Origin of the sequence: Futiania mangrovi (assembly GCF_024158125.1) — a bacterium.
In the GTDB taxonomy this organism is placed as follows: domain Bacteria; phylum Pseudomonadota; class Alphaproteobacteria; order Futianiales; family Futianiaceae; genus Futiania; species Futiania mangrovi.
On the sequence record NZ_JAMZFT010000002.1, the window covers coordinates 323,052 to 341,371 of the forward strand.

Genomic DNA, 18,320 nt, shown 5'->3' on the forward strand with positions numbered 1-18,320 from the left:
TTTCGGGACCCGACCGACATGAGCCGTCATCACCGCAAGTCCTCCGAAGGGCCGTCGCAGCGGCAGTTGCGCGTGGGCGAACTCGTCCGCCGCACGATCGCCGACCTGCTGATGCGGGGCGAGATCCACGACCCCGACCTCACCGGCCTCACGCTCACAATCACCGAGGTGCGCACCAGCCCGGACCTCAAGCATGCGACCGTGTTCTTCGCACCGCTCGGTGCCGATGCCGCGGGCATGGCGGCGGCGGGCCGGGCACTGAAGCGCGCGGCGGGGCAGATCCGCACGCGCCTCGCGCGCGAGATGCGCCTCAAGTACGCGATCGAACTGCATTTCGAACCCGACACCTCGTTCGAAACCGCCTCCCACATCGACCAGATCCTGCGCTCCGAAAAGGTACGCCGCGACATCGGCGATCGCGGCGGCCCACGGGGCACGGGGGACGCGCGGGACGAGGACGTCTGAACCATGGGCCGCAAGCGCAACAGGGGCCGGCCGGTTCATGGCTGGATCGTGCTCGACAAGCCGCTCGGCATGACGTCCACGCAGGCCGTGGCCAAGGTCCGCAACCTGTTCGACGCGGCCAAGGCGGGTCATGCCGGCACGCTCGACCCGCTGGCGACCGGCCTGCTTCCCATCGCACTGGGCGAGGCGACCAAGACCGTGCCCTATGTGATGGAGGGCGAGAAGGCCTACCGCTTCACCCTCCGCTTCGGTATCGCGACGAACACCGACGACGCAGAGGGCAAGACGGTCGCCACCTCGGACGCACGCCCCACCGATGCGGAGATCCGCTCGGCCCTGCCCGCCTTCACGGGTGAGATCCTGCAGCGCCCGCCCGCCTTTTCCGCGATCAAGGTCGAGGGCGAGCGCGCCTACGACCTCGCACGCGACGGCGAGGAGGTGGTGCTGGAAGCCCGGCCGGTCGAGATCGACGCCCTGACCCTGGTGGACCGACCCGACCCCGATCACGCGGTTCTGGAGGTCACCTGCGGCAAGGGCACCTATGTCCGCGCGCTCGCCCGCGATCTGGGCGCGGCGCTCGGCACCTGCGCCCATGTCGTCGCCTTGCGCCGCACCCGCGTCGCGCCGTTCGGCGAGGAGGACGCGATTTCGCTGGATTCGCTGGAACAACTGGGCCATAAGGGCGCCGGTCCGGAGGGGGGGTCCCTCTCCGGCGCATTGCTGCCGCTCGAGACCGCGCTGGACGACATCCCGGCGCTGGCCTTGGCCGGCAGGCTGGCCGAGCTTGTGGGACACGGGCAGGCCATCAGCGTCGCGGGCTACGATCCGGCCGAAGAGATCGACGCGCTGGCATTGGCGGACGGTCGTCCGCTCGCGCTGGGCGTGATCGCGGGAGGCCGGTTCCATCCGCGTCGCATCCTGAACCTGGGCTGACCCCTCGCGGGCAGCCCTTCGAACGAGAGGACAGTACCGATGTCGATCACTGCGGAGCGCAAGACCGCGCTCATCCAGGAATTCGCCAAGGGCACCGGCGACACCGGCTCGCCCGAAGTGCAGGTCGCGATCCTGACCGAGCGGATCAACAACCTCACCGACCACTTCAAGACCCACGCCAAGGACAATCACTCCCGGCGCGGCCTTCTGAAGATGGTCAGCCAGCGCCGCCGTCTGCTTGATTACCTCAAGCGCAAGGACGTGCAGCGTTATACCGATATCATCCAGCGTCTCGGCCTGCGCCGCTGATGCCGGTCCCGCCGCCCGCCGTGCCTCGCACTCCCGGGCGGCCGATCCGGACGCTAGCCCCCCTGGACGGGTCGTCCCGTCCTTGCCGGGGCTTTCGTCGTTTCCGCCGCGCCGCATGAGGTGACGCGGCGGCTTTCCGGGCGACAGGGGCGCAATGATGCGTCCGGCCCGGCCTCACCGATGGCGGTCGTCCAACCTGTTCGGCCGCCGGATTGACGAGGGTGCCTGCAATCCGGCGGGCGCCATGGGAAGGACAGACATGTTCAAGATTACTCGCAAGGAAATGGAATGGGGCGGCCGCACGCTGACCCTGGAAACGGGCCGCATGGCGCGGCAGGCCGACGGCGCGGTGCTCGCCACCTATGGCGACACGACGGTGCTCGCGACGGTCGTCGCGGCGCGGCAGCCCAAGCCGGGGCTCGACTTCTTTCCGCTGACCGTGAACTACCAGGAGAAGTTCTACGCAGCCGGCAAGATCCCCGGCGGCTTCTTCAAGCGCGAAGGACGGCCGACGGATAAGGAGACGCTGACCTCGCGCCTCATCGACCGGCCGATCCGCCCGCTCTTCTTCGAAGGCTTCAAGAACGAGACGCAGGTCGTCGCAACCGTGCTGAGCCATGACATGGAGAACGACCCCGACGTGGTCGCCATGGTCGCGGTGTCCGCCGCCCTGACCGTCTCGGGCGTGCCCTTCATGGGCCCGATCGGCGGCGCGCGCGTCGGCTTCAAGGACGGCGCCTTCGTGCTCAACCCGACCTATGCCGAACTGCCGGAGTCGAAGCTCGACCTCGTCGTGGCCGGCACCGCCGAGGCGGTCATGATGGTCGAATCCGAGGCGCAGGAGCTGTCCGAGGACGAGATGCTCGGCGCCGTGATGTTCGGGCACGAGCAGATGCAGCCGGTGATCGACATGATCATCGACCTCGCGGAGGAGGCGGGCAAAGAGCCCTGGCCGCTGCCGCAGCCAGCCGACAAGGACGTGCAGGCGCGCGTCAAGGACGCCGTGCGTGCGGGTCTCGCCGAGGCCTATTCCATCGTCGACAAGACCGAACGCCGCGCCCGCGTGGACGCGGTCCGCGACGCGCTGATGGCCGACCTGGCGCCCGAGTTCGAGGCGGGCACCCTTTCCGAGGGCGAGGTGAAGACCGCCTTCAAGAAGGCCGAGCAGGACGTCGTGCGCGGCCAGATTCTCGACACCGGCAAGCGCATCGACGGCCGCGACCTCGTCACGGTCCGCCAGATCGTGTGCGAGACGGGCGTGCTTCCGCGCACGCACGGCTCTGCGCTGTTCACCCGCGGCGAGACGCAGGCGCTCTGCGTCATGACGCTGGGCACGGGCGAGGACGAGCAGATCATCGACGCGCTCGAGGGCAATTCCCGCCAGCGCTTCCTGCTGCACTACAACTTCCCGCCCTATTCGGTCGGCGAGGTTGGCCGCATGGGTTCGCCCGGCCGCCGCGAGATCGGCCACGGCAAGCTCGCGTGGCGGGCCCTGCGCGCCGCCCTTCCGAGCCCGGAGGAGTTCCCCTACACGCTCCGCCTCGTGTCCGAGATCACGGAGTCGAACGGCTCGTCCTCGATGGCGACGGTGTGCGGCGGAACGCTCGCCATGCTCGACGCGGGCGTGCCGCTGAAGCGGCCGGTTGCGGGCATCGCCATGGGCCTCATCAAGGAAGAGGACCGCTTCGCCGTTCTGTCCGACATCCTCGGCGACGAGGACCACCTCGGCGACATGGACTTCAAGGTCGCCGGCACCGAAGCGGGTGTGACGTCGCTGCAGATGGACATCAAGATCGCTGGCATCACCAAGGACATCATGCAGAAGGCGCTTGGCCAGGCCAAGGACGGCCGCATGCACATCCTGGGCGAGATGACGAAGGCGCAGGCCGGGACCGGGCAGCTGTCCGACTACGCCCCGCGCATCGAGGTGATGAACATCCCCGTCGACAAGATCCGCGAAGTGATCGGCACGGGCGGCAAGGTCATCCGCGACATCGTGGAAACCTCGGGCGCCAAGGTCGACATCTCCGACGACGGGACGATCAAGATCGCCTCGCCGAACAAGTCGGCGATCGACGCGGCGCGCAAGCGCATCCACGAGATCGTGGCGGAGCCGGAAGTGGGCGCGATCTACGAGGGCCGCGTCGTGAAGGTCGTCGACTTCGGCGCCTTCGTGAACTTCTTCGGCGCGCGCGATGGCCTCGTGCACATCTCCCAGCTCGCGAAGGAGCGGGTCGCCAAGACCACCGACGTGGTCAATGAGGGCGACATCGTGAAGGTGAAGCTGCTGGGCTTCGACGACCGCGGCAAGGTCCGCCTGTCGATGAAGGTCGTGGACCAGGAAACCGGCGAGGAGATCGTCGAGGAGAAGGCGGAGAAGGACGCGGACTGACGTCTGCACCCGGCCACCGGCCCTCGGGCCGGTGGCCGCACTCCACAACGCCAAAGGGGACCCTCGCGGGTCCCCTTTTCAGTGTGTCGATGGTCGCGGCATGTATCGGTTCGCATCGTGCGAATGTAGTGTCATACCTGCGCGCGGCCGACTGGCGGAGACGCCCCCATCGGCCAGCCTGCCGTCCGCACGAAGTCCGCGTGCCACGTCAGCTCCGGGGCAAGATGCGCGCCCGGCAACTGGATCAGCACCACCTGGAGCCCGGCCTTTCTCACCAGCTTCATCGCGGGAATGCAGTCGGTATCAGCGCTTACGAGGATAATTCTTTCGACGCTGCGCTCGTAGGCGAAGGAGGCCATGTCGAGGCCGATGCGCATGTCGACGCCCTTCTGCTCGAAATCGGGCTTGAAGTCCTGATCTGTCAGAGGACGCCCCTCACTGCCCCGTTGCGCCCGTCTTTTCGGCTTGAAACCACGGAACTTCAGGTCGCCACGCCGAACCGCAAAGAGGTCGAATCCAGCGATCTCCTTCAGCCAGGCATCCGAAGCATTGAATTCGTGCCTGTTTCCGGAAATTGGAAGTGGCACCGATCCGCGATAGGGAGCGCAGTCGTAATAGAGTACGCGGAACAGCACTTCCCGGTCGGCGGTCAAACCGTAGGAAAATCCACGCACGAACTCAGGGTCGTAGCCCTGTCCATCCTTTCGCGCAGCAACGCGAAGATGTCCACCGTCGATCAAAACTGCCGTTTTCATGACGCTACATGCTGAAAGGGCCGCAACACAGGTTGCAGCCCTTTCTACATAATGCTCGCCTACGAGCCTAGCGGAATGTAGCAGCGAATCTGATCCCCTTGAGTCACAAAGTCAAGGGGGAGTCAATCCCCAGGGCACCCCCTCACCCCCCGTTGGGTGCGCCCATGTCCGGGTCGACGAGGTCGCGCGGGTGCGGCATGCCGATGACGTTGAAGCCGGAGTCGACGAAGTGCACCTCGCCCGTGACACCCGCCGCGAGATCCGACAGCAGATAGAGCCCCGCGCCGCCCACGTCCTCCAGTTCGACCGTCCGGCGCAGCGGGCTGTGCCGCTTGTTGAAGCGGAAGACCGCGCGCGCATCCCCGATGGCGGAGCCCGCGAGTGTGCGCATCGGCCCGGCCGAGATCGCATTGACCCGGATCCCCTGCGGTCCCAGGTCGTTGGCGAGATAGCGCACCGACGCCTCCAGCGCAGCCTTCGCCACGCCCATGACGTTGTAGTTCGGCATCACCCGCTCCGCCCCCAGGTAGGTGAGCGTGATGAGTGCGCCGCCGTCCGTCATCAGGTCGGCCGCGCGCCGCGCGATGTCGGTGAACGAAAAGCACGAGATGTCGAGCGTGCGCAGGAAGTTCTCGCGCGTCGTGTCGACATAGCGGCCCTTCAGCTCGTTCTTGTCCGAATAGGCGATGGCGTGGACCAGGAAGTCGATCTTGCCCCATTCCGCCTTCAGCGCGGCGAAGACCTCGTCGAGGCTCTCCGGGTCGGAGACGTCCGCCGGCAGCGTCAGGCGCGCGCCCACCGTCTCGGCCAGCGGCGCGACGCGGCGGCCGAAGGCTTCGCCCTGGTAGGTGAAGGCAAGCTCGGCCCCGTGCGCGGCCAGCGCGCGCGCGATGCCCCATGCGATCGAATGGTCGTTTGCCACGCCCATCACCAGCCCGCGCTTGCCGGCCATGAGTGCGCCCGGCGCAGGCGCGCGCGGACCTTCGTTGGTGTCGTTCATTCGCAGGGTTCCCCTCAGGCGATGAAACGCTGGAACACAAGGCTGCCGTTCGTGCCGCCGAACCCGAAGCTGTTCGACAGCGCCACATTGATCTCCGCCCCGTCCTGGCGGGTGCGGACGATCGGCATGTCGTCGAATTCCGGGTCGAGTTCGGTGATGTGCGCGCTTTCGCAGATGAACCCGTTCTGCATCATCAGCAGGGTGTAGATGGCTTCCTGCACCCCGGCCGCGCCCAGCGAATGGCCGGTGAGCGACTTGGTCGCGGAGATCGGCGGCACGGCTTTGCCGAAGACCTGGCGGATCGCCTCGATCTCCTTCAGGTCGCCGATCGGCGTGGAGGTCGCGTGCGGATTGATGTAGTCCACCTTTTCCTTCACGGTCGAGAGCGCCTGCTGCATGCAGCGCATCGCCCCCTCACCGGACGGCTGCACCATGTCGTGCCCGTCCGAGGTCGCGCCATACCCTACCACCTCGGCATAGATCTTAGCGCCGCGGGCCCTGGCGTGCTCCAGCTCCTCGAGCACCAGCGTGCCCGCACCGCCCGCGATCACGAAGCCGTCGCGCGTCTTGTCATAGGCGCGCGAGGCGGTCGCCGGCGTGTCGTTGTAGCGCGAGGACATCGCCCCCATGGCGTCGAACAGGACCGACAGCGTCCAGTCCAGCTCCTCGCCGCCGCCGGCGAACATGATGTCCTGCTTGCCCCACTGGATCAGCTCGGCCGCGTTGCCGATGCAATGGGTCGAGGTCGCACACGCCGAACTGATCGAATAGTTCACGCCCTTGATGTGGAACGGCACGGCGAGCGTCGCCGAATTGGTGGACGACATCGCGGCCGGCACGGCGAACGGGCCGATCCGCTTGGGCCCCTTTTCCCGCGTGGTGTCGGCGGCGGCCACGATGGTGCGGGTGGACGGCCCGCCCGATCCCATCACCAGGCCGGTGCGCGGATGGCTGATCTCGGCCTCCTCCAGGCCCGAATCGGCGATCGCCTGCTGCATGGCGACATAGTTCCATGCCGCCCCGTCGCCCATGAACCGCCGGACGCGGCGGTCGACCGCGGCGTCGAGGTCGAGTGTCGGCGCCCCGTGCACCTGGCAGCGGAACCCGTGCTCCGTATAGCTCGGCGCCGCGACGATGCCGGAGCGCGCCTCGCGCAGGCTCGCCACCACTTCCTGCACATTGTTGCCGATCGAGGAGACGATCCCCATGCCGGTTACGACGACACGTCTCATGGTCCGCTGTCCCGTTCTCTGATCTGCTCTCTGAGCCGTTCCCGGGCCAGCGATCCGGCCCGACTCCTGCCCGCTATCGGCCCGTATACCGCGCCCTCAGCCGCCCGGCGCGTCGCCCGCCTTGAACAGGCCCACGCGCAGGTCCTTCGCCGTGTAGATCTCCTCGCCGTCCACCTCGACTGCCCCGTCGGCCGTGCCGAGGACAAGGCGGCGCATCATCACGCGCTTCACATGCACCTTGTAGGTTACGCGCTTGTGCGTCGGCAGCACCATGCCCTTGAACTTCAGTTCGCCCAGGCCGAGCGCGCGGCCAAGGCCCGGCGCGCCGAGCCAGCCCAGGTGGAAGCCCAGAAGCTGCCAGAGAGCATCGAGGCCCAGGCAGCCCGGCATCACCGGGTCTCCCTCGAAATGGCACTCGAAGAACCAGCGGTCCGGCGTGATGTCGTACTCCGCCTCCACATAGCCCGCGCCGTGGTCGCCGCCCGTCTCCGAAATCCGGGTGATCCGGTCGAACATCAGCATGGGCGGCAGCGGCAGCCGGCAATTGCCCGGTCCGAAGAGCTCACCGTGCCCGCAGGCGATCAGTTCGTCATAGCCGAAGCTTGCCTTGCGCTCGCTCATCCCGCCCTCTCCGGACCCCCCTTCCTTGGCTCCACCCTCAGCAGAAGGCCCGAACGCGCTGAAACGCTTGCGTTTGGCGCCGATCTGCATATTTGAATCGTTCCAGGACTTCGTGTAACGTTCTGGTCCGGGTGACGTAACATGCCGGTCGGGAGCCCCACAAGTCAGAAGGTAGGGGGCGACCGGCCTTTGCCGTGGCTGCCGACCTGGCAACGGCGGGCGAGACTGGGAAGACAGGAATGCAGGTGCGGACGCAAGGACAGCAGGGCAACGCAGCCCGCGACGCGCGGATCGAGGCCGAACTGCGGGATGCAGGTCTGCGCCCGACGCGCCAGCGCATGGCGCTGGCGGAGCTGCTGCTTGACGGCCCGCACCGTCACGTCACGGCAGAAGCCCTGCATGCCGAGGCGCTGAAAGCCGGCGTCAAGGTGTCGCTGGCAACCGTCTACAACACGCTGAACCAGTTCACCGAAGCGGGCCTGCTGCGCCAGGTCGTCGTGGATCCTTCGCGGACCTATTTCGACACGAACGTGTCGGACCACCACCACTTCTTCTTCGAATCGGAAGGCACCCTGCAAGATATCGAGGGTGGCACGATCCGCGTCGAGGGGCTTCCGCCGGCGCCGTCCGGCACGGCTCTGGCGCGCGTCGACGTGGTCGTCCGGGTCCGCAAGGGCTGAGGCCGCCGCACGCCTGGCAGGTCGTGCGGTGCGGCCGGGCCGTCTACTTGAAGGTTTCTTCCGGGTAGACGCCGTAGATCACCGACTTCGGCAGCCATCCCTCGACATCGCCGATGCGCAGGCGGCACCAGCCCGTGTCGCAGGCTTCCAGCCGCGCGATCACGCCGCCTTCCACCCGCGCCACCACTTCGAAGTTCCCATAGGGCGAATCGATCATGTCGTTGACCGCGCCGAGGATCAGCGCCATGCGGTCGCCCTGCAGCAATTGCTTGTGCACCCAGCCGGTCGCGCCGTCGACGTCGCGGATCTTCCGCCAATGGTCCGACTCCGCGATGATTTCCACCGGGACGCCGGCGCGGACAAAGACCCAGTCGATCGGGTAGTTCGTTCCAGGGCCGCGCCGGACGTTCACCTCTCCCGACTTGACGGAGACGAAGCGGGGGAGCGGCAGACCCGTGCTCGCCCCGATCTTCGGGCCATCCGAGGTCGCCGTCTGGGCGCCGATCGGCAGGGCCAGCGCGCCGGTCATGGCGATGGCCAGCGCAGCCGTCATGACCGCCAGCCTGAGCGTTCGACCCAGCATGCGCATCCTCGCAGGCTCCTTCCCGCCACCTCGCCGCGTCACAGCAATGTCGCGACGGCGCCCCAAAGTCAAATATCCCCGCAAACGTGCAGCCGCGCCTGCGCCGATGCGGGCGCAACCCGGCTTCCCACGGGCGCCGCCGCTCTGCTAGGAAGGACGATGAAACACGCAGGGGTCCAGGCGCACGCGCGCGCCGGACCAGCGATGTCGGCCAAGGGAGGACGGGCTGGGATGCCGAAGAAGCCGCTGGTGATCGTGACGCGCAAGCTGCCGGATGCGATCGAGACCCGGATGCGGGAGCTGTTCGAGACCGAACTCAACCTCGACGACGCTCCCATGACGCGCGAACAGCTCGGCGAGGCCGTGAAGCGCGCCGATGTCCTCGTGCCGACCGTCACCGACCGGATCGACAGCGCGGTGCTCGCCCACGCGGGCCCGAACCTGCGGCTGATCGCGAATTTCGGCACGGGCGTCGATCACATCGACGTGGCGACCGCCCGCCAGCGTGCCATCACCGTCACCAACACGCCGGGTGTCCTGACCGAGGATACGGCCGACATGACCATGGCCCTCATCCTCGCCGTGCCGCGCCGCCTGCGCGAGGGCATCGCGATGGTGGAGAAGGGCGAATGGACCGGCTGGTCGCCGACCCACCTGCTCGGCCACCGCATCTGGGGCAAGCGGCTCGGCATCGTCGGCATGGGCCGGATCGGCACCGCCGTGGCGCGCCGGGCCAAGGCGTTCGGCCTGCAGATCCACTACCACAACCGGCACAGGGTCGCGGCACAGGTCGAGGAAGAACTGGAAGCGACCTATTGGGAGAGCCTCGACCAGATGCTCGCCCGCATGGACATCATCTCGGTCAACTGCCCGCACACGCCGGCGACCTTCCACCTGCTGTCGGCGCGCCGGCTGAAGCTGCTGCAGCCGCACGCCTACATCGTCAACACCGCGCGCGGCGAGGTGATCGACGAGAACGCGCTGACCCGGATGCTGGCGAAGGAGGAGATCGCGGGCGCCGGCCTCGACGTGTTCGAGCACGAACCCGCCGTCAACCCGAAGCTGCTGGCCCTTCCGAACGTCGTGCTGCTGCCGCACATGGGCTCGGCCACGATCGAGGGGCGGATGGACATGGGCGAGAAGGTCATCATCAACATCAAGACCTTCGTCGACGGCCACACGCCCCCGGACCGGGTCATTCCGGCAATGCTCTAGAGCCGGCGCGATGCGTGCCTGGCTCTCCGCGACCTGGCAGGCCATCCGGTCCAGCTACTGGTTCGTGCCGAGCCTGATGTCGCTCGTTGCCGTGGCGCTTGCACTGGCGCTGATTACCGCCGACCGGCGCTTGCCCGGTGTGGCGGCGCATGCCTTCGGCATCTTCGCGGCCCATGGCCCCGAGGGGGCGCGCGCCCTTCTCACGACCGTCGCAAGCTCGATGATCGGGATCGCGGGCGTGACCTTTTCCATCCTGATTGCCGCGGTCGCCTTCGCCGCCGGTCAGTTCGGCCCGCGCATCCTGACGACATTCATGCGCGACCGGGCAAACCAGCTCTCGCTCGGAACCTTCATCGCGACCTTCGTCTACGGGCTCGTGACTCTTGCAGCGGTGCAGGGGGCGGGCGCGGGCGAGACGGCGTTCGTGCCGCGGCTTGCGATCTTGGGAGGGCTCGGCCTCGGTATCGGCAGCCTGGCCATGCTCATCCATTTCCTGCACCACGCGCCCCGGTCGATCCACGTTTCGCATGTCGTGGCGGAACTGGGTCTGGATCTCCTGGACGGGCTCAGGCACCGCTTTCCCGCGCGGATCGGCACAGGCGCGCAGGAAGGGCCGGACGAAAGCGTGATTCCTGGCCGGCTTGCCGAAGATGCCCGCCCTGTCCGTGCGCTCCAGCCCGGCTATGTCGCGGCGCTGAGCGAACAGGCGCTGATGGAGTGTGCCAACCGGCACGACCTCGTCATCCGCCTTGTCCGCAGGCCGGGGGACTTCGTGTCACGCGGCCACGCCCTTGCCTATGTCTGGCCCGGCAGGCGGATCGATCCCGAGGCCTCCGGCGGCGACGAGGCCGAATCCATCGTACGCGCCGTGCGCGAGGCGTTCGCGACTGCGCATACCCGGACGCCGGAGCAGGATTCGGGGCTGCTTGCCGACCAGCTTGTCGAGATCGCGGCGCGGGCGCTTTCCCCCGGCATCAACGATCCGTTCTCGGCCATGGCCGCCCTCGACTGGCTGTCCGCGGCGCTGACCCACGTGGTGCGGGCGGCGCCCCCTTCTCCATGGCGGACAGACAGCCGGGGCCAGCTCCGGGTGATTGCGCGGCCCGACACGTTCGAGGGCCTCGCCGACAGCGTCTTCGGCCGCCTGCGCCCCTATTTCGAGCGCGACCGCAATGCCGCCCTGCACATGATGGCGGTGCTGGCGGACCTGATGATGGCGGCGCCCGACGTCGGCGCCCGCCGGCACCTGCTGCGCCATGGAGAAGCCCTGCGCGATGGCGCGCGGATCGCCCTCGCCCATCCCGCCGATGTTGCGGAGGTGAACCGTCGCGCCGCGGTCCTGCGCGACCTGCTCGACCCTGCCCGGAACGGGCAGCGCCTCAGCGACGGACCGCACTGGGCGGGCGGCAGCGCCTGATCCGGTCCCCTATCCGGTCCGCCGCAGCACACCGCCGTCGCCGCAGAACCGGCAACCCGGATCGGCGGGCAGGCGCAGGGTGCGGAAATTCGCCGACAGCGCATCATAGAGCAGCAACCGGCCCGCCAACGGCTCGCCCAGATCCAGCAGAACCTTGATGACCTCCACCGCCTGCAGCGTCCCCATGACGCCCGCGACGGCGCCCAGTACGCCTGCCTCGGCGCAATTGAGCACGGCGCCGGGCGGCGGCTCGTCCGGCACGAGGCAGCGATAGCAGGGCAGCCGCCCGCCCTCCGGTCCCGCCGCATAGGGCATCCAGACCGACAATTGCCCGTCGAACTGGCCGATCGCGGCGGAGACGAGCGGCACGCCCGCCCGCGCGCAGGCATCGGCGACCGCGTGCCGGGTCGCGAAATTGTCCGAGCCGTCGGCAACGAGGTCGTAACCGGCGATCAGGTCCGGCGCGTTCTCCGCCGTGATGCGGGTCGCGTGCGCGACGACGGCCACGTCCGGGTTGACGCGGGCGAGGCTCGCTGCCGCGCTCTCGGTCTTGGGATGCCCCACGGCGGCGGTGTCGTGGATCACCTGCCGCTGCAGGTTCGACAGCGCTACCGCGTCGTCGTCGACGATGCCCAGCGTGCCGACCCCCGCCGCCGCGAGATAGAGCAGCAGCGGCGCACCGAGGCCGCCCGCACCGATCACCAGCACGCGCGAGGCGAGGAGGCGCGCCTGCCCTGCCCCGCCCACTTCGCGCAGGATGATATGCCGGGCATATCGGTCGAGCTGGTCGTCTGTCAGATTCATGGGACGCGACGCTAGCGCGGCTTTGCCCAAACGGAAAGAGGCGACCCCATGGGGCCGCCCCTTCCCTGCCCGTGTGCAATGCGTCCGGTCAGACGCGGCGGCGCGCCACCGCGAGACCGACGAGGCCGAGGCCCAGGAGCGCCAGCACGCCCGGCTCCGACACCTGGGAGCCGCCGCTGCTGCCGCCGCCCGTCTGGCAAGCCGGGTCGCTCGGGTTCACGGTGCAGAAGTCGATGATCTCCTGCAGCTTGCCCTTGGCGAATGTCTCCACGAACAGCTCCACCTGGGTCTGATCGCTCGATCCGAACTGGTTGAGGTCGAAGATGTTGCCACTGTGGTCCTTGATCAGGTCTTCATAGGACGCGATCGTCCGGCTGCCAGAGAGCACGCCGTTCAGCAGCGCGTTGAACTGGGTCAGAAGCGCATCGATGCCCGCCTCGTTCACCGTGGCGCCACCGATGCTGTATCCTCCGTCGCCGTTCGAAGGTTCGTCCGTCAGGATGATGATGTTCTTCACTGCAGCCGACCGATAGCTCAGCGTGTCGGTCTGACCGTCGAGCTGATTGAGGGCGAACGCGATTGCCGAGTAGCCCGGCTCCGTCCCGCCATTGGTTCGCAGGCCGTTCGCCGCCGTGGCGAAGTCCGTCGGATTGGTGAAGTCGGTGATGAGCCGCGGCGCAACGCCTCTGTCGCCGTAACCCACCAGCGCATAGCGCGCATCCACGCCACCGCCCGACAGGATCGACGCAAACAAGCTCATGTTGTTGCGCAGGTTTGCCTGCACGCTGCCCATGCTTCCAGACTCGTCGACGATGAACACGATGTCCGACGAGATAGAAGCCGCCTGCGCCGGAGCTGCCGCCGCAATGGCGAACGGCAGTGCCAGCATGATGCGCCGAAGCGCCCCCTTGAACGTCATTTTATGCCTCCAACATGACGGTCCGCTCATCCATCGGTTGAGCAATGCCCATGCCAAGGCGCCCGTTAAGGGTGATTCTCGAAATATATCAACGTTTATAAAGTGTTAAGGGCGCACGTTCACTGGGAACGCACGCCCTTTTGCCAAAGTCTCTGACAGTCTTGTCAAGAGTCCGTGACAATTACACTCCGTCCGATGGAGAGTCTTACAACCCCTCGAACAATGCAGTCGACAGGTAACGCTCGGCAAAACTCGGGATGATCACCACGATGGTCTTGCCCGCCATGTCGGGCCGGCTGGCCAGTTCCAGCGCCGCCGCGACGTTCGCGCCCGAGGAGATGCCGCCGGGGATCGCCTCCGTCCGCGCCAGGCGGCGGGCCGTTTCGAAGGCCGTCTCGTTGCCGATGGTGATGACCTCGTCGATCAGGCCGCGGTCGACGTTGCCGGGAATGAAGCCCGCGCCGATGCCCTGGATCTTGTGCGGGCCGGGCTGGCGGCCCGACAGCACGGCGGAATCCTCCGGCTCGACCGCCACGATGCGGACATCCGGCTTGCGCGCCTTCAGCACGCGGGCGACGCCGGTGATCGTCCCGCCCGTGCCGATCCCCGCGACGACGGCGTCGACCTTGCCGGCGGTGTCGTTCCAGATCTCTTCCGCGGTCGTCTTCTCGTGGATGGCCGGGTTTGCCGGATTGTCGAACTGCTGCGGCATGATGGCGCCGGGGATCTCCTCCAGCAGCGCCTTCGCCCGGTCCACCGCCCCGCGCATTCCCTTGTCGGCGGGGGTCAGCTCCAGCTCCGCGCCCAGCAGCGCCAGCATCTTGCGCCGCTCCATCGACATGGATTCCGGCATGCACAGAATGAGGCGGTAGCCCCGCGCCGCGCAGACGAAGGCAAGCGCGATGCCCGTGTTGCCCGACGTCGGCTCGACGATGGTGGCGCCGGGTCCGATCTTGCCCGCGGCCTCCAGCGCCTCGATCATGGCGACGCCGATGCGGTCCTTGACGCTCGCCATCGGGTTGAAGAATTCCAGCTTCGCCAACACTTCCGCCTTGGCGCCCGCCTCCGCGGTGATCCGGCGCAGGCGGACGAGCGGCGTATTGCCGACGGTTTCGGTGATCGAGTCGTAAACGCGGCCGCGGCCGGCCTTCTCCGTGGTCATGACGGCGTTTCCCTTCCTTGCAGCCCCAACGCGGGGCCCTGTCTCAGATCGTGAAGTCGCTGCGGCGCTGGGCGTCGCTCGGCACGCGGGCGGCTTCCGCACGCGCCACCAGGTCCTCGATGGTGATGGCGTCGAGCCGGGCCATCACCTCGGCCTCGACCTCGTCCACCAGCGGCTCGATCACGGCACGGGCGAGCGCGGACTCCGACCCGCCGCCGCCCTCCTCGACATCGTCCGCCTGGACGACGCGGACCACCTCACCGACGGTGATGCGCCGGCGCTCGCGCGCGAGCGTATACCCCCCGCGAGGTCCGCGCACACCCTTGAGGATGCCCGCATGGACCAGTTGCTGCATCACCTGCTCGAGATAGCGCTGCGGGATCCCCTGGCGCCGCGTGATCTCCTTGGATTGCACCGGCTCGGGCCGGGCATTGTAGGCCACGTCGACCACCGCCTCGATGGCATGGAGCGTCTTGCGCGACAGGCGCATGCCTAGCCCTCCCTCTCTGTTTCGCCCTGCGCCCCGGCACGCTGGCTGACGCCCGTGGAGCCGAACCCCCCCGCGCCGCGCACCGTTCCGTCCAGCGTCTCCACCTCCGCGAGCACCGCCCGCGTGACCGGCGCCACCACGAGCTGCGCGATCCGGTCGCCGTGCGCGATCGTCACCGGCCGGTCGCCGAGGTTAACCAGCAGCACCTGCACCTCGCCGCGGTAATCGGCATCGATGGTTCCGGGCGCGTTCAGCACCGTCAGACCTTCCCGCGCGGCAAGGCCCGAGCGGGGGCGCACCTGGCCCTCGTAGCCGGACGGGATCGCCATCGCCAGACCCGTCGGCACCCGCGCCCGGTCACCCGGCGCGATGCTCAGCCGTTCGGACCCCAAGGCCGCCATGAGGTCGAGACCCGCAGCGCCATCGGTCGCGTAGGCGGGCAGCGGCAGGTCGGCGCCGTGCGGCAGGCGCTGGACGGCAACCTCCACGCCCCTCATGCCGCACCGCTCCCTCCGCCGAGCGCCGCGGCGATACGGTCGGCGAGCCTTCGGGCCACGGCGTCCTTGCCCATGCGCTCCCAGGATTCGATCCCGTTCGCGGTAATGATCTGCACGGCGTTCTCGGTCCCGCCCATGATGCCTGTGGCCGGGCTCACGTCGTTGGCAACGATCCAGTCGCAGCCCTTGCGCGCGAGCTTGGCCTTCGCGTGCGCGGCGACGGTCTCCGTCTCCGCCGCGAAGCCCACCACCAGCGCCGGGCGCAGATCGCCCGCGGCCGAGAGGCTCGCCAGAATATCGGGGTTTTCCACCAGCTTCAGCGGCTGCGGCCCCTTGCCGTCCTTCTTCGTCTTGTTCTCCGCGACCGTTTCCGGCCGCCAGTCCGCAACGGCGGCGCAGCAGACGGCGGCATCCGCGGGCAGCGCCTGCTCGACCGCGGTCATCATCTGGCGCGCCGTTTCCACGCGGACGGTCGCTAGGCCCGGCGGGCTCGGCAGGGCGGTCGGGCCGGAGACGAGCGTCACGCGCGCGCCAAGCGCCGCCAGCGCCGCGGCGATGGCGTAGCCCTGCCGCCCGCTCGACCGATTCGCGAGATAGCGCACGGGGTCGATCGGCTCGTGCGTCGGCCCCGCGGTCACGAGCACATGGCGGCCAGAAAGAGGACCAGAGCGCTGGCGCAGCATGTCCTCGACGGCGGCGAGGATCTCCGGCACCTCGGCCATGCGTCCCGGCCCGAACTCGCCGCAGGCCATGTCGCCGTCGTTCGGCCCGACGACACGCACTCCGTCGGCCGCGAGCGTTGCAAGATTGCGCTGCGTGGCTGGATGCTCCCACATCCGCACGTTCATGGCGGGCGCGATCAGTACCGGCTTGTCGGTGGCGAGCAGCGCCGTCGTCGCAAGATCGTTCGCCTGCCCGCCCGCCATCTTCGCCATCAGGTCCGCGGTCGCGGGCGCCACCAACAGGACATCGGCGCTGCGCGACAGCTCGATATGGCCCATCTCGGCCTCGTCGGTCAGGCTGAAGAGATCCTGGTAGACCTTGTCTCCGGTCAGCGCCGCCAGCGACAGCGGCGTCACGAACTCCGCCCCCGCCCGCGTCAGGATCGCGCGTACGCCCGCGCCGCGCTCGCGCAGGCGGCGGACGAGGTCGAGCGTCTTGTAGGCCGCGATCCCGCCGCCGACGATCAGCAGCACGCGGGCCCCGGCGAGCCTGTCAGCCCTGTCGGACATGGCGATCCCATTCCTCCGGTCTCGAAGCGCGGAGCATATGCTTTTACGCAAGCCGTGTGGAGTATTTTCTATCTTACGCGAAATATGCCGCGATCAGCGCAATTCCCGCACCGGCGGCGAGCAAGGCGAGGTCGCGCGCCGTGCGCCGAGGCGGATGGGCGGGAACCGGGGACGCCAGCCGAAGCCCGTCCGGTCCAGACGCCCGCGCCAGTTGCCGGGCCCCCTCCACGATCTCCGGCAGCGCGTCCATCAGCAGGCCCGCATCGCGCGCCGCGCTCCGCAGGCGGCCTTCGGGACCGATGTTCTCGACCATCCATGCGGCGACGACGGGCCGGGCCGCTTCCCACATGTTCACGTCCGCATCGAGTTCGCGCGCCACCCCCTCGACCGTCACCATGGTCTTCTGCAGCAGGAGAAGCTGCGGCTGCGTCTCCATGCCGAAGGCTTCCGTCGTCTCGAAAAGCTGCGTCAGCACGCGGCCCATGGAGATGTCGCGCGCCTCGCGCCCGAAGATCGGTTCGCCCACGGCCCGCAACGCCTGCGCGAAGGCGGCGCGCGACCGGTCGGCGGGGACATAGCCCGCCTCGAAGTGCACCTCGGCCACGCGGGCGTAGTCGCGCTCCAGGAAGCCGTAGAGAATCTCGGCCAGGAACCGCCGCGTCGGACGGTCGAGGCGGCCCATCAGGCCGAAATCGACGACCGAGAGCGTCCCGTCCTCCGCGAGGAACAGGTTCCCCTGGTGCATGTCCCCGTGGAAATAGCCGTCGCGGGTCGCATGCGTCAGGAACAACCGGATGATCCGCACCGCAAGCTCGCTCAGGTCATGACCGGCCGCCGCCACGCCGGCCGTGTCGGTGAGCGGGATGCCGTCGATCCATTCCAGCGTCAGCACCCGGCGCGCGGTGCCCGCCCAGTCCGGTTGCGGCACATGGAAGAACGCATCGCCCGCCGACGTCTCCGCCAGTTCCGATGCCGCCGCCGCTTCGAGTCGCAGGTCCATCTCGTGCCGGACCCAGCTTTTCAGCGTCTCGACCACGGTGACGAGGCGCAGGCGCCGCGCCTCCCTCGAAAAGGTCTCCGCCACGCGCGCGGCCAGGAAGAAGGCGTGGATGTCATCGGCGAACCGGTCCTCGATCCCCGGGCGCAGCACCTTGACCGCGACCGTGCGCCCGTCCGTCGTGACAGCGCGGTGAACCTGCGCGATGGAGGCCGCCGCCACCGGCTCCCCGAACTCGGCGAAGAGCTCCCGGATCGGCGCGCCCAGCTGATCCTCGACGGTCGCGACCGCGGCCTTGCGCGGGAACGGCGGCAGGGCGTCCTGCAGGCGCGCGAGCTCCGCGCGCGTTTCCGCCCCCACGAGATCGGCCCGCGTGGCGAGGAACTGGCCAAGCTTGATCCACGACGGCCCCAGCCGTTCCAGCGCATCCGCCAGCCCGCGCGGCACATGGCCCGGACGAGGGCGGCGCAAGCCCACGAGCGCGATGAGGATGCGCAGGCCGAGGCGAGCAGGCGCCGGCACCTGCTCCGTCCGCGCGGCGGGGTCGAACGCGCCCGCGCGCGCAAGCACGAGGCCTGCCCGGATCAGCCGGAAGATGCTGAGAAGCGTGCGCATCG

Annotated in this window: 19 protein-coding genes; 7 read left to right on the top strand and 12 right to left on the bottom strand. The window is 68.5% G+C overall.

Annotated features, from left to right (window positions below):
• Window positions 1–18: 18 nt before the first annotated feature.
• From rbfA to pnp, 4 genes are all read left to right on the top strand, one after another.
• A complete protein-coding gene (gene rbfA / locus NJQ99_RS08445) occupies window positions 19–465 on the top strand; it encodes a 30S ribosome-binding factor RbfA (RefSeq protein WP_269332389.1) in 447 nt (148 codons plus the stop codon).
• A 3-nt stretch (window positions 466–468) separates the two neighbouring features.
• Window positions 469–1,398, top strand: a complete 930-nt coding sequence (gene truB / locus NJQ99_RS08450) for a tRNA pseudouridine(55) synthase TruB (RefSeq protein WP_269332390.1) — start codon at window positions 469–471, stop codon at window positions 1,396–1,398.
• A gap of 39 nt (window positions 1,399–1,437) precedes the next feature.
• A complete protein-coding gene (gene rpsO, locus NJQ99_RS08455) occupies window positions 1,438–1,707 on the top strand; it encodes a 30S ribosomal protein S15 (protein ID WP_269332391.1) in 270 nt (89 codons plus the stop codon).
• A 259-nt stretch (window positions 1,708–1,966) separates the two neighbouring features.
• Window positions 1,967–4,099, top strand: coding sequence for a polyribonucleotide nucleotidyltransferase (gene pnp / locus NJQ99_RS08460; protein WP_269332392.1), 2,133 nt, complete (start codon window positions 1,967–1,969; stop codon window positions 4,097–4,099).
• A 131-nt stretch (window positions 4,100–4,230) separates the two neighbouring features.
• Here pnp and NJQ99_RS08465 read toward each other — a convergent pair whose 3' ends face one another.
• The 4 genes from NJQ99_RS08465 to fabA all read right to left on the bottom strand — a co-directional run bounded on the left by NJQ99_RS08465 (window position 4,231) and on the right by fabA (window position 7,707).
• Window positions 4,231–4,854 carry an NYN domain-containing protein gene (locus NJQ99_RS08465; RefSeq protein ID WP_269332393.1) on the bottom strand — a complete coding sequence of 208 codons (624 nt, stop codon included), beginning with the start codon at window positions 4,852–4,854 and terminating at the stop codon, window positions 4,231–4,233.
• A gap of 142 nt (window positions 4,855–4,996) precedes the next feature.
• The gene (gene fabI, locus NJQ99_RS08470) at window positions 4,997–5,854 is read right to left on the bottom strand and encodes an enoyl-ACP reductase FabI (protein ID WP_269332394.1); all 858 of its coding nucleotides are present in this window, start codon (window positions 5,852–5,854) and stop codon (window positions 4,997–4,999) included.
• 14 nt (window positions 5,855–5,868) lie between these two features.
• A complete protein-coding gene (gene fabB, locus NJQ99_RS08475; RefSeq protein ID WP_269332395.1) occupies window positions 5,869–7,086 on the bottom strand; it encodes a beta-ketoacyl-ACP synthase I in 1,218 nt (405 codons plus the stop codon).
• A 96-nt stretch (window positions 7,087–7,182) separates the two neighbouring features.
• On the bottom strand, window positions 7,183–7,707 hold the full coding sequence (gene fabA, locus NJQ99_RS08480; RefSeq protein ID WP_269332396.1) for a 3-hydroxyacyl-[acyl-carrier-protein] dehydratase FabA: 525 nt from the start codon (window positions 7,705–7,707) through the stop codon (window positions 7,183–7,185).
• A gap of 239 nt (window positions 7,708–7,946) precedes the next feature.
• On the opposite strand from fabA, the gene irrA reads away from it, so the two are divergent.
• Window positions 7,947–8,387, top strand: a complete 441-nt coding sequence (gene irrA / locus NJQ99_RS08485) for an iron response transcriptional regulator IrrA (protein WP_269332397.1) — start codon at window positions 7,947–7,949, stop codon at window positions 8,385–8,387.
• Between the two features lie 43 nt (window positions 8,388–8,430).
• Here the strand turns inward: irrA and NJQ99_RS08490 are convergent, their stop codons facing one another.
• On the bottom strand, window positions 8,431–8,976 hold the full coding sequence (locus NJQ99_RS08490; RefSeq protein WP_269332398.1) for an SH3 domain-containing protein: 546 nt from the start codon (window positions 8,974–8,976) through the stop codon (window positions 8,431–8,433).
• A 225-nt stretch (window positions 8,977–9,201) separates the two neighbouring features.
• Between NJQ99_RS08490 and NJQ99_RS08495 the strand changes: the two genes are divergently transcribed.
• Both NJQ99_RS08495 and NJQ99_RS08500 read left to right on the top strand, forming a co-directional pair.
• Complete coding sequence (locus NJQ99_RS08495; protein ID WP_269332399.1) at window positions 9,202–10,185, top strand: 2-hydroxyacid dehydrogenase; 984 nt, start codon at window positions 9,202–9,204, stop codon at window positions 10,183–10,185.
• Window positions 10,186–10,195: 10 nt separating this feature from the next.
• A complete protein-coding gene (locus NJQ99_RS08500) occupies window positions 10,196–11,602 on the top strand; it encodes a DUF2254 domain-containing protein (RefSeq protein WP_269332400.1) in 1,407 nt (468 codons plus the stop codon).
• A gap of 9 nt (window positions 11,603–11,611) precedes the next feature.
• Here the strand turns inward: NJQ99_RS08500 and NJQ99_RS08505 are convergent, their stop codons facing one another.
• The 7 genes from NJQ99_RS08505 to ubiB all read right to left on the bottom strand — a co-directional run bounded on the left by NJQ99_RS08505 (window position 11,612) and on the right by ubiB (window position 18,318).
• A complete protein-coding gene (locus NJQ99_RS08505) occupies window positions 11,612–12,406 on the bottom strand; it encodes a HesA/MoeB/ThiF family protein (protein ID WP_269332401.1) in 795 nt (264 codons plus the stop codon).
• A gap of 88 nt (window positions 12,407–12,494) precedes the next feature.
• Window positions 12,495–13,325, bottom strand: a complete 831-nt coding sequence (locus tag NJQ99_RS08510) for a vWA domain-containing protein (RefSeq protein ID WP_269332402.1) — start codon at window positions 13,323–13,325, stop codon at window positions 12,495–12,497.
• Window positions 13,326–13,530: 205 nt separating this feature from the next.
• Complete coding sequence (cysK, locus tag NJQ99_RS08515; protein ID WP_269332403.1) at window positions 13,531–14,487, bottom strand: cysteine synthase A; 957 nt, start codon at window positions 14,485–14,487, stop codon at window positions 13,531–13,533.
• A gap of 43 nt (window positions 14,488–14,530) precedes the next feature.
• Window positions 14,531–14,977, bottom strand: a complete 447-nt coding sequence (locus tag NJQ99_RS08520; protein WP_269332404.1) for an RrF2 family transcriptional regulator — start codon at window positions 14,975–14,977, stop codon at window positions 14,531–14,533.
• A gap of 2 nt (window positions 14,978–14,979) precedes the next feature.
• A complete protein-coding gene (dut, locus tag NJQ99_RS08525; RefSeq protein WP_269332405.1) occupies window positions 14,980–15,474 on the bottom strand; it encodes a dUTP diphosphatase in 495 nt (164 codons plus the stop codon).
• Window positions 15,471–16,706, bottom strand: coding sequence for a bifunctional phosphopantothenoylcysteine decarboxylase/phosphopantothenate--cysteine ligase CoaBC (gene coaBC, locus NJQ99_RS08530; protein ID WP_269332406.1), 1,236 nt, complete (start codon window positions 16,704–16,706; stop codon window positions 15,471–15,473). The genes dut and coaBC overlap by 4 nt, the downstream gene beginning before the upstream one ends.
• Window positions 16,707–16,779: 73 nt before the next feature.
• Entirely contained in the window at window positions 16,780–18,318 is a 1,539-nt protein-coding gene (gene ubiB, locus NJQ99_RS08535; RefSeq protein ID WP_269332407.1) for a 2-polyprenylphenol 6-hydroxylase, read from the bottom strand.
• Window positions 18,319–18,320 lie beyond the last annotated feature (2 nt).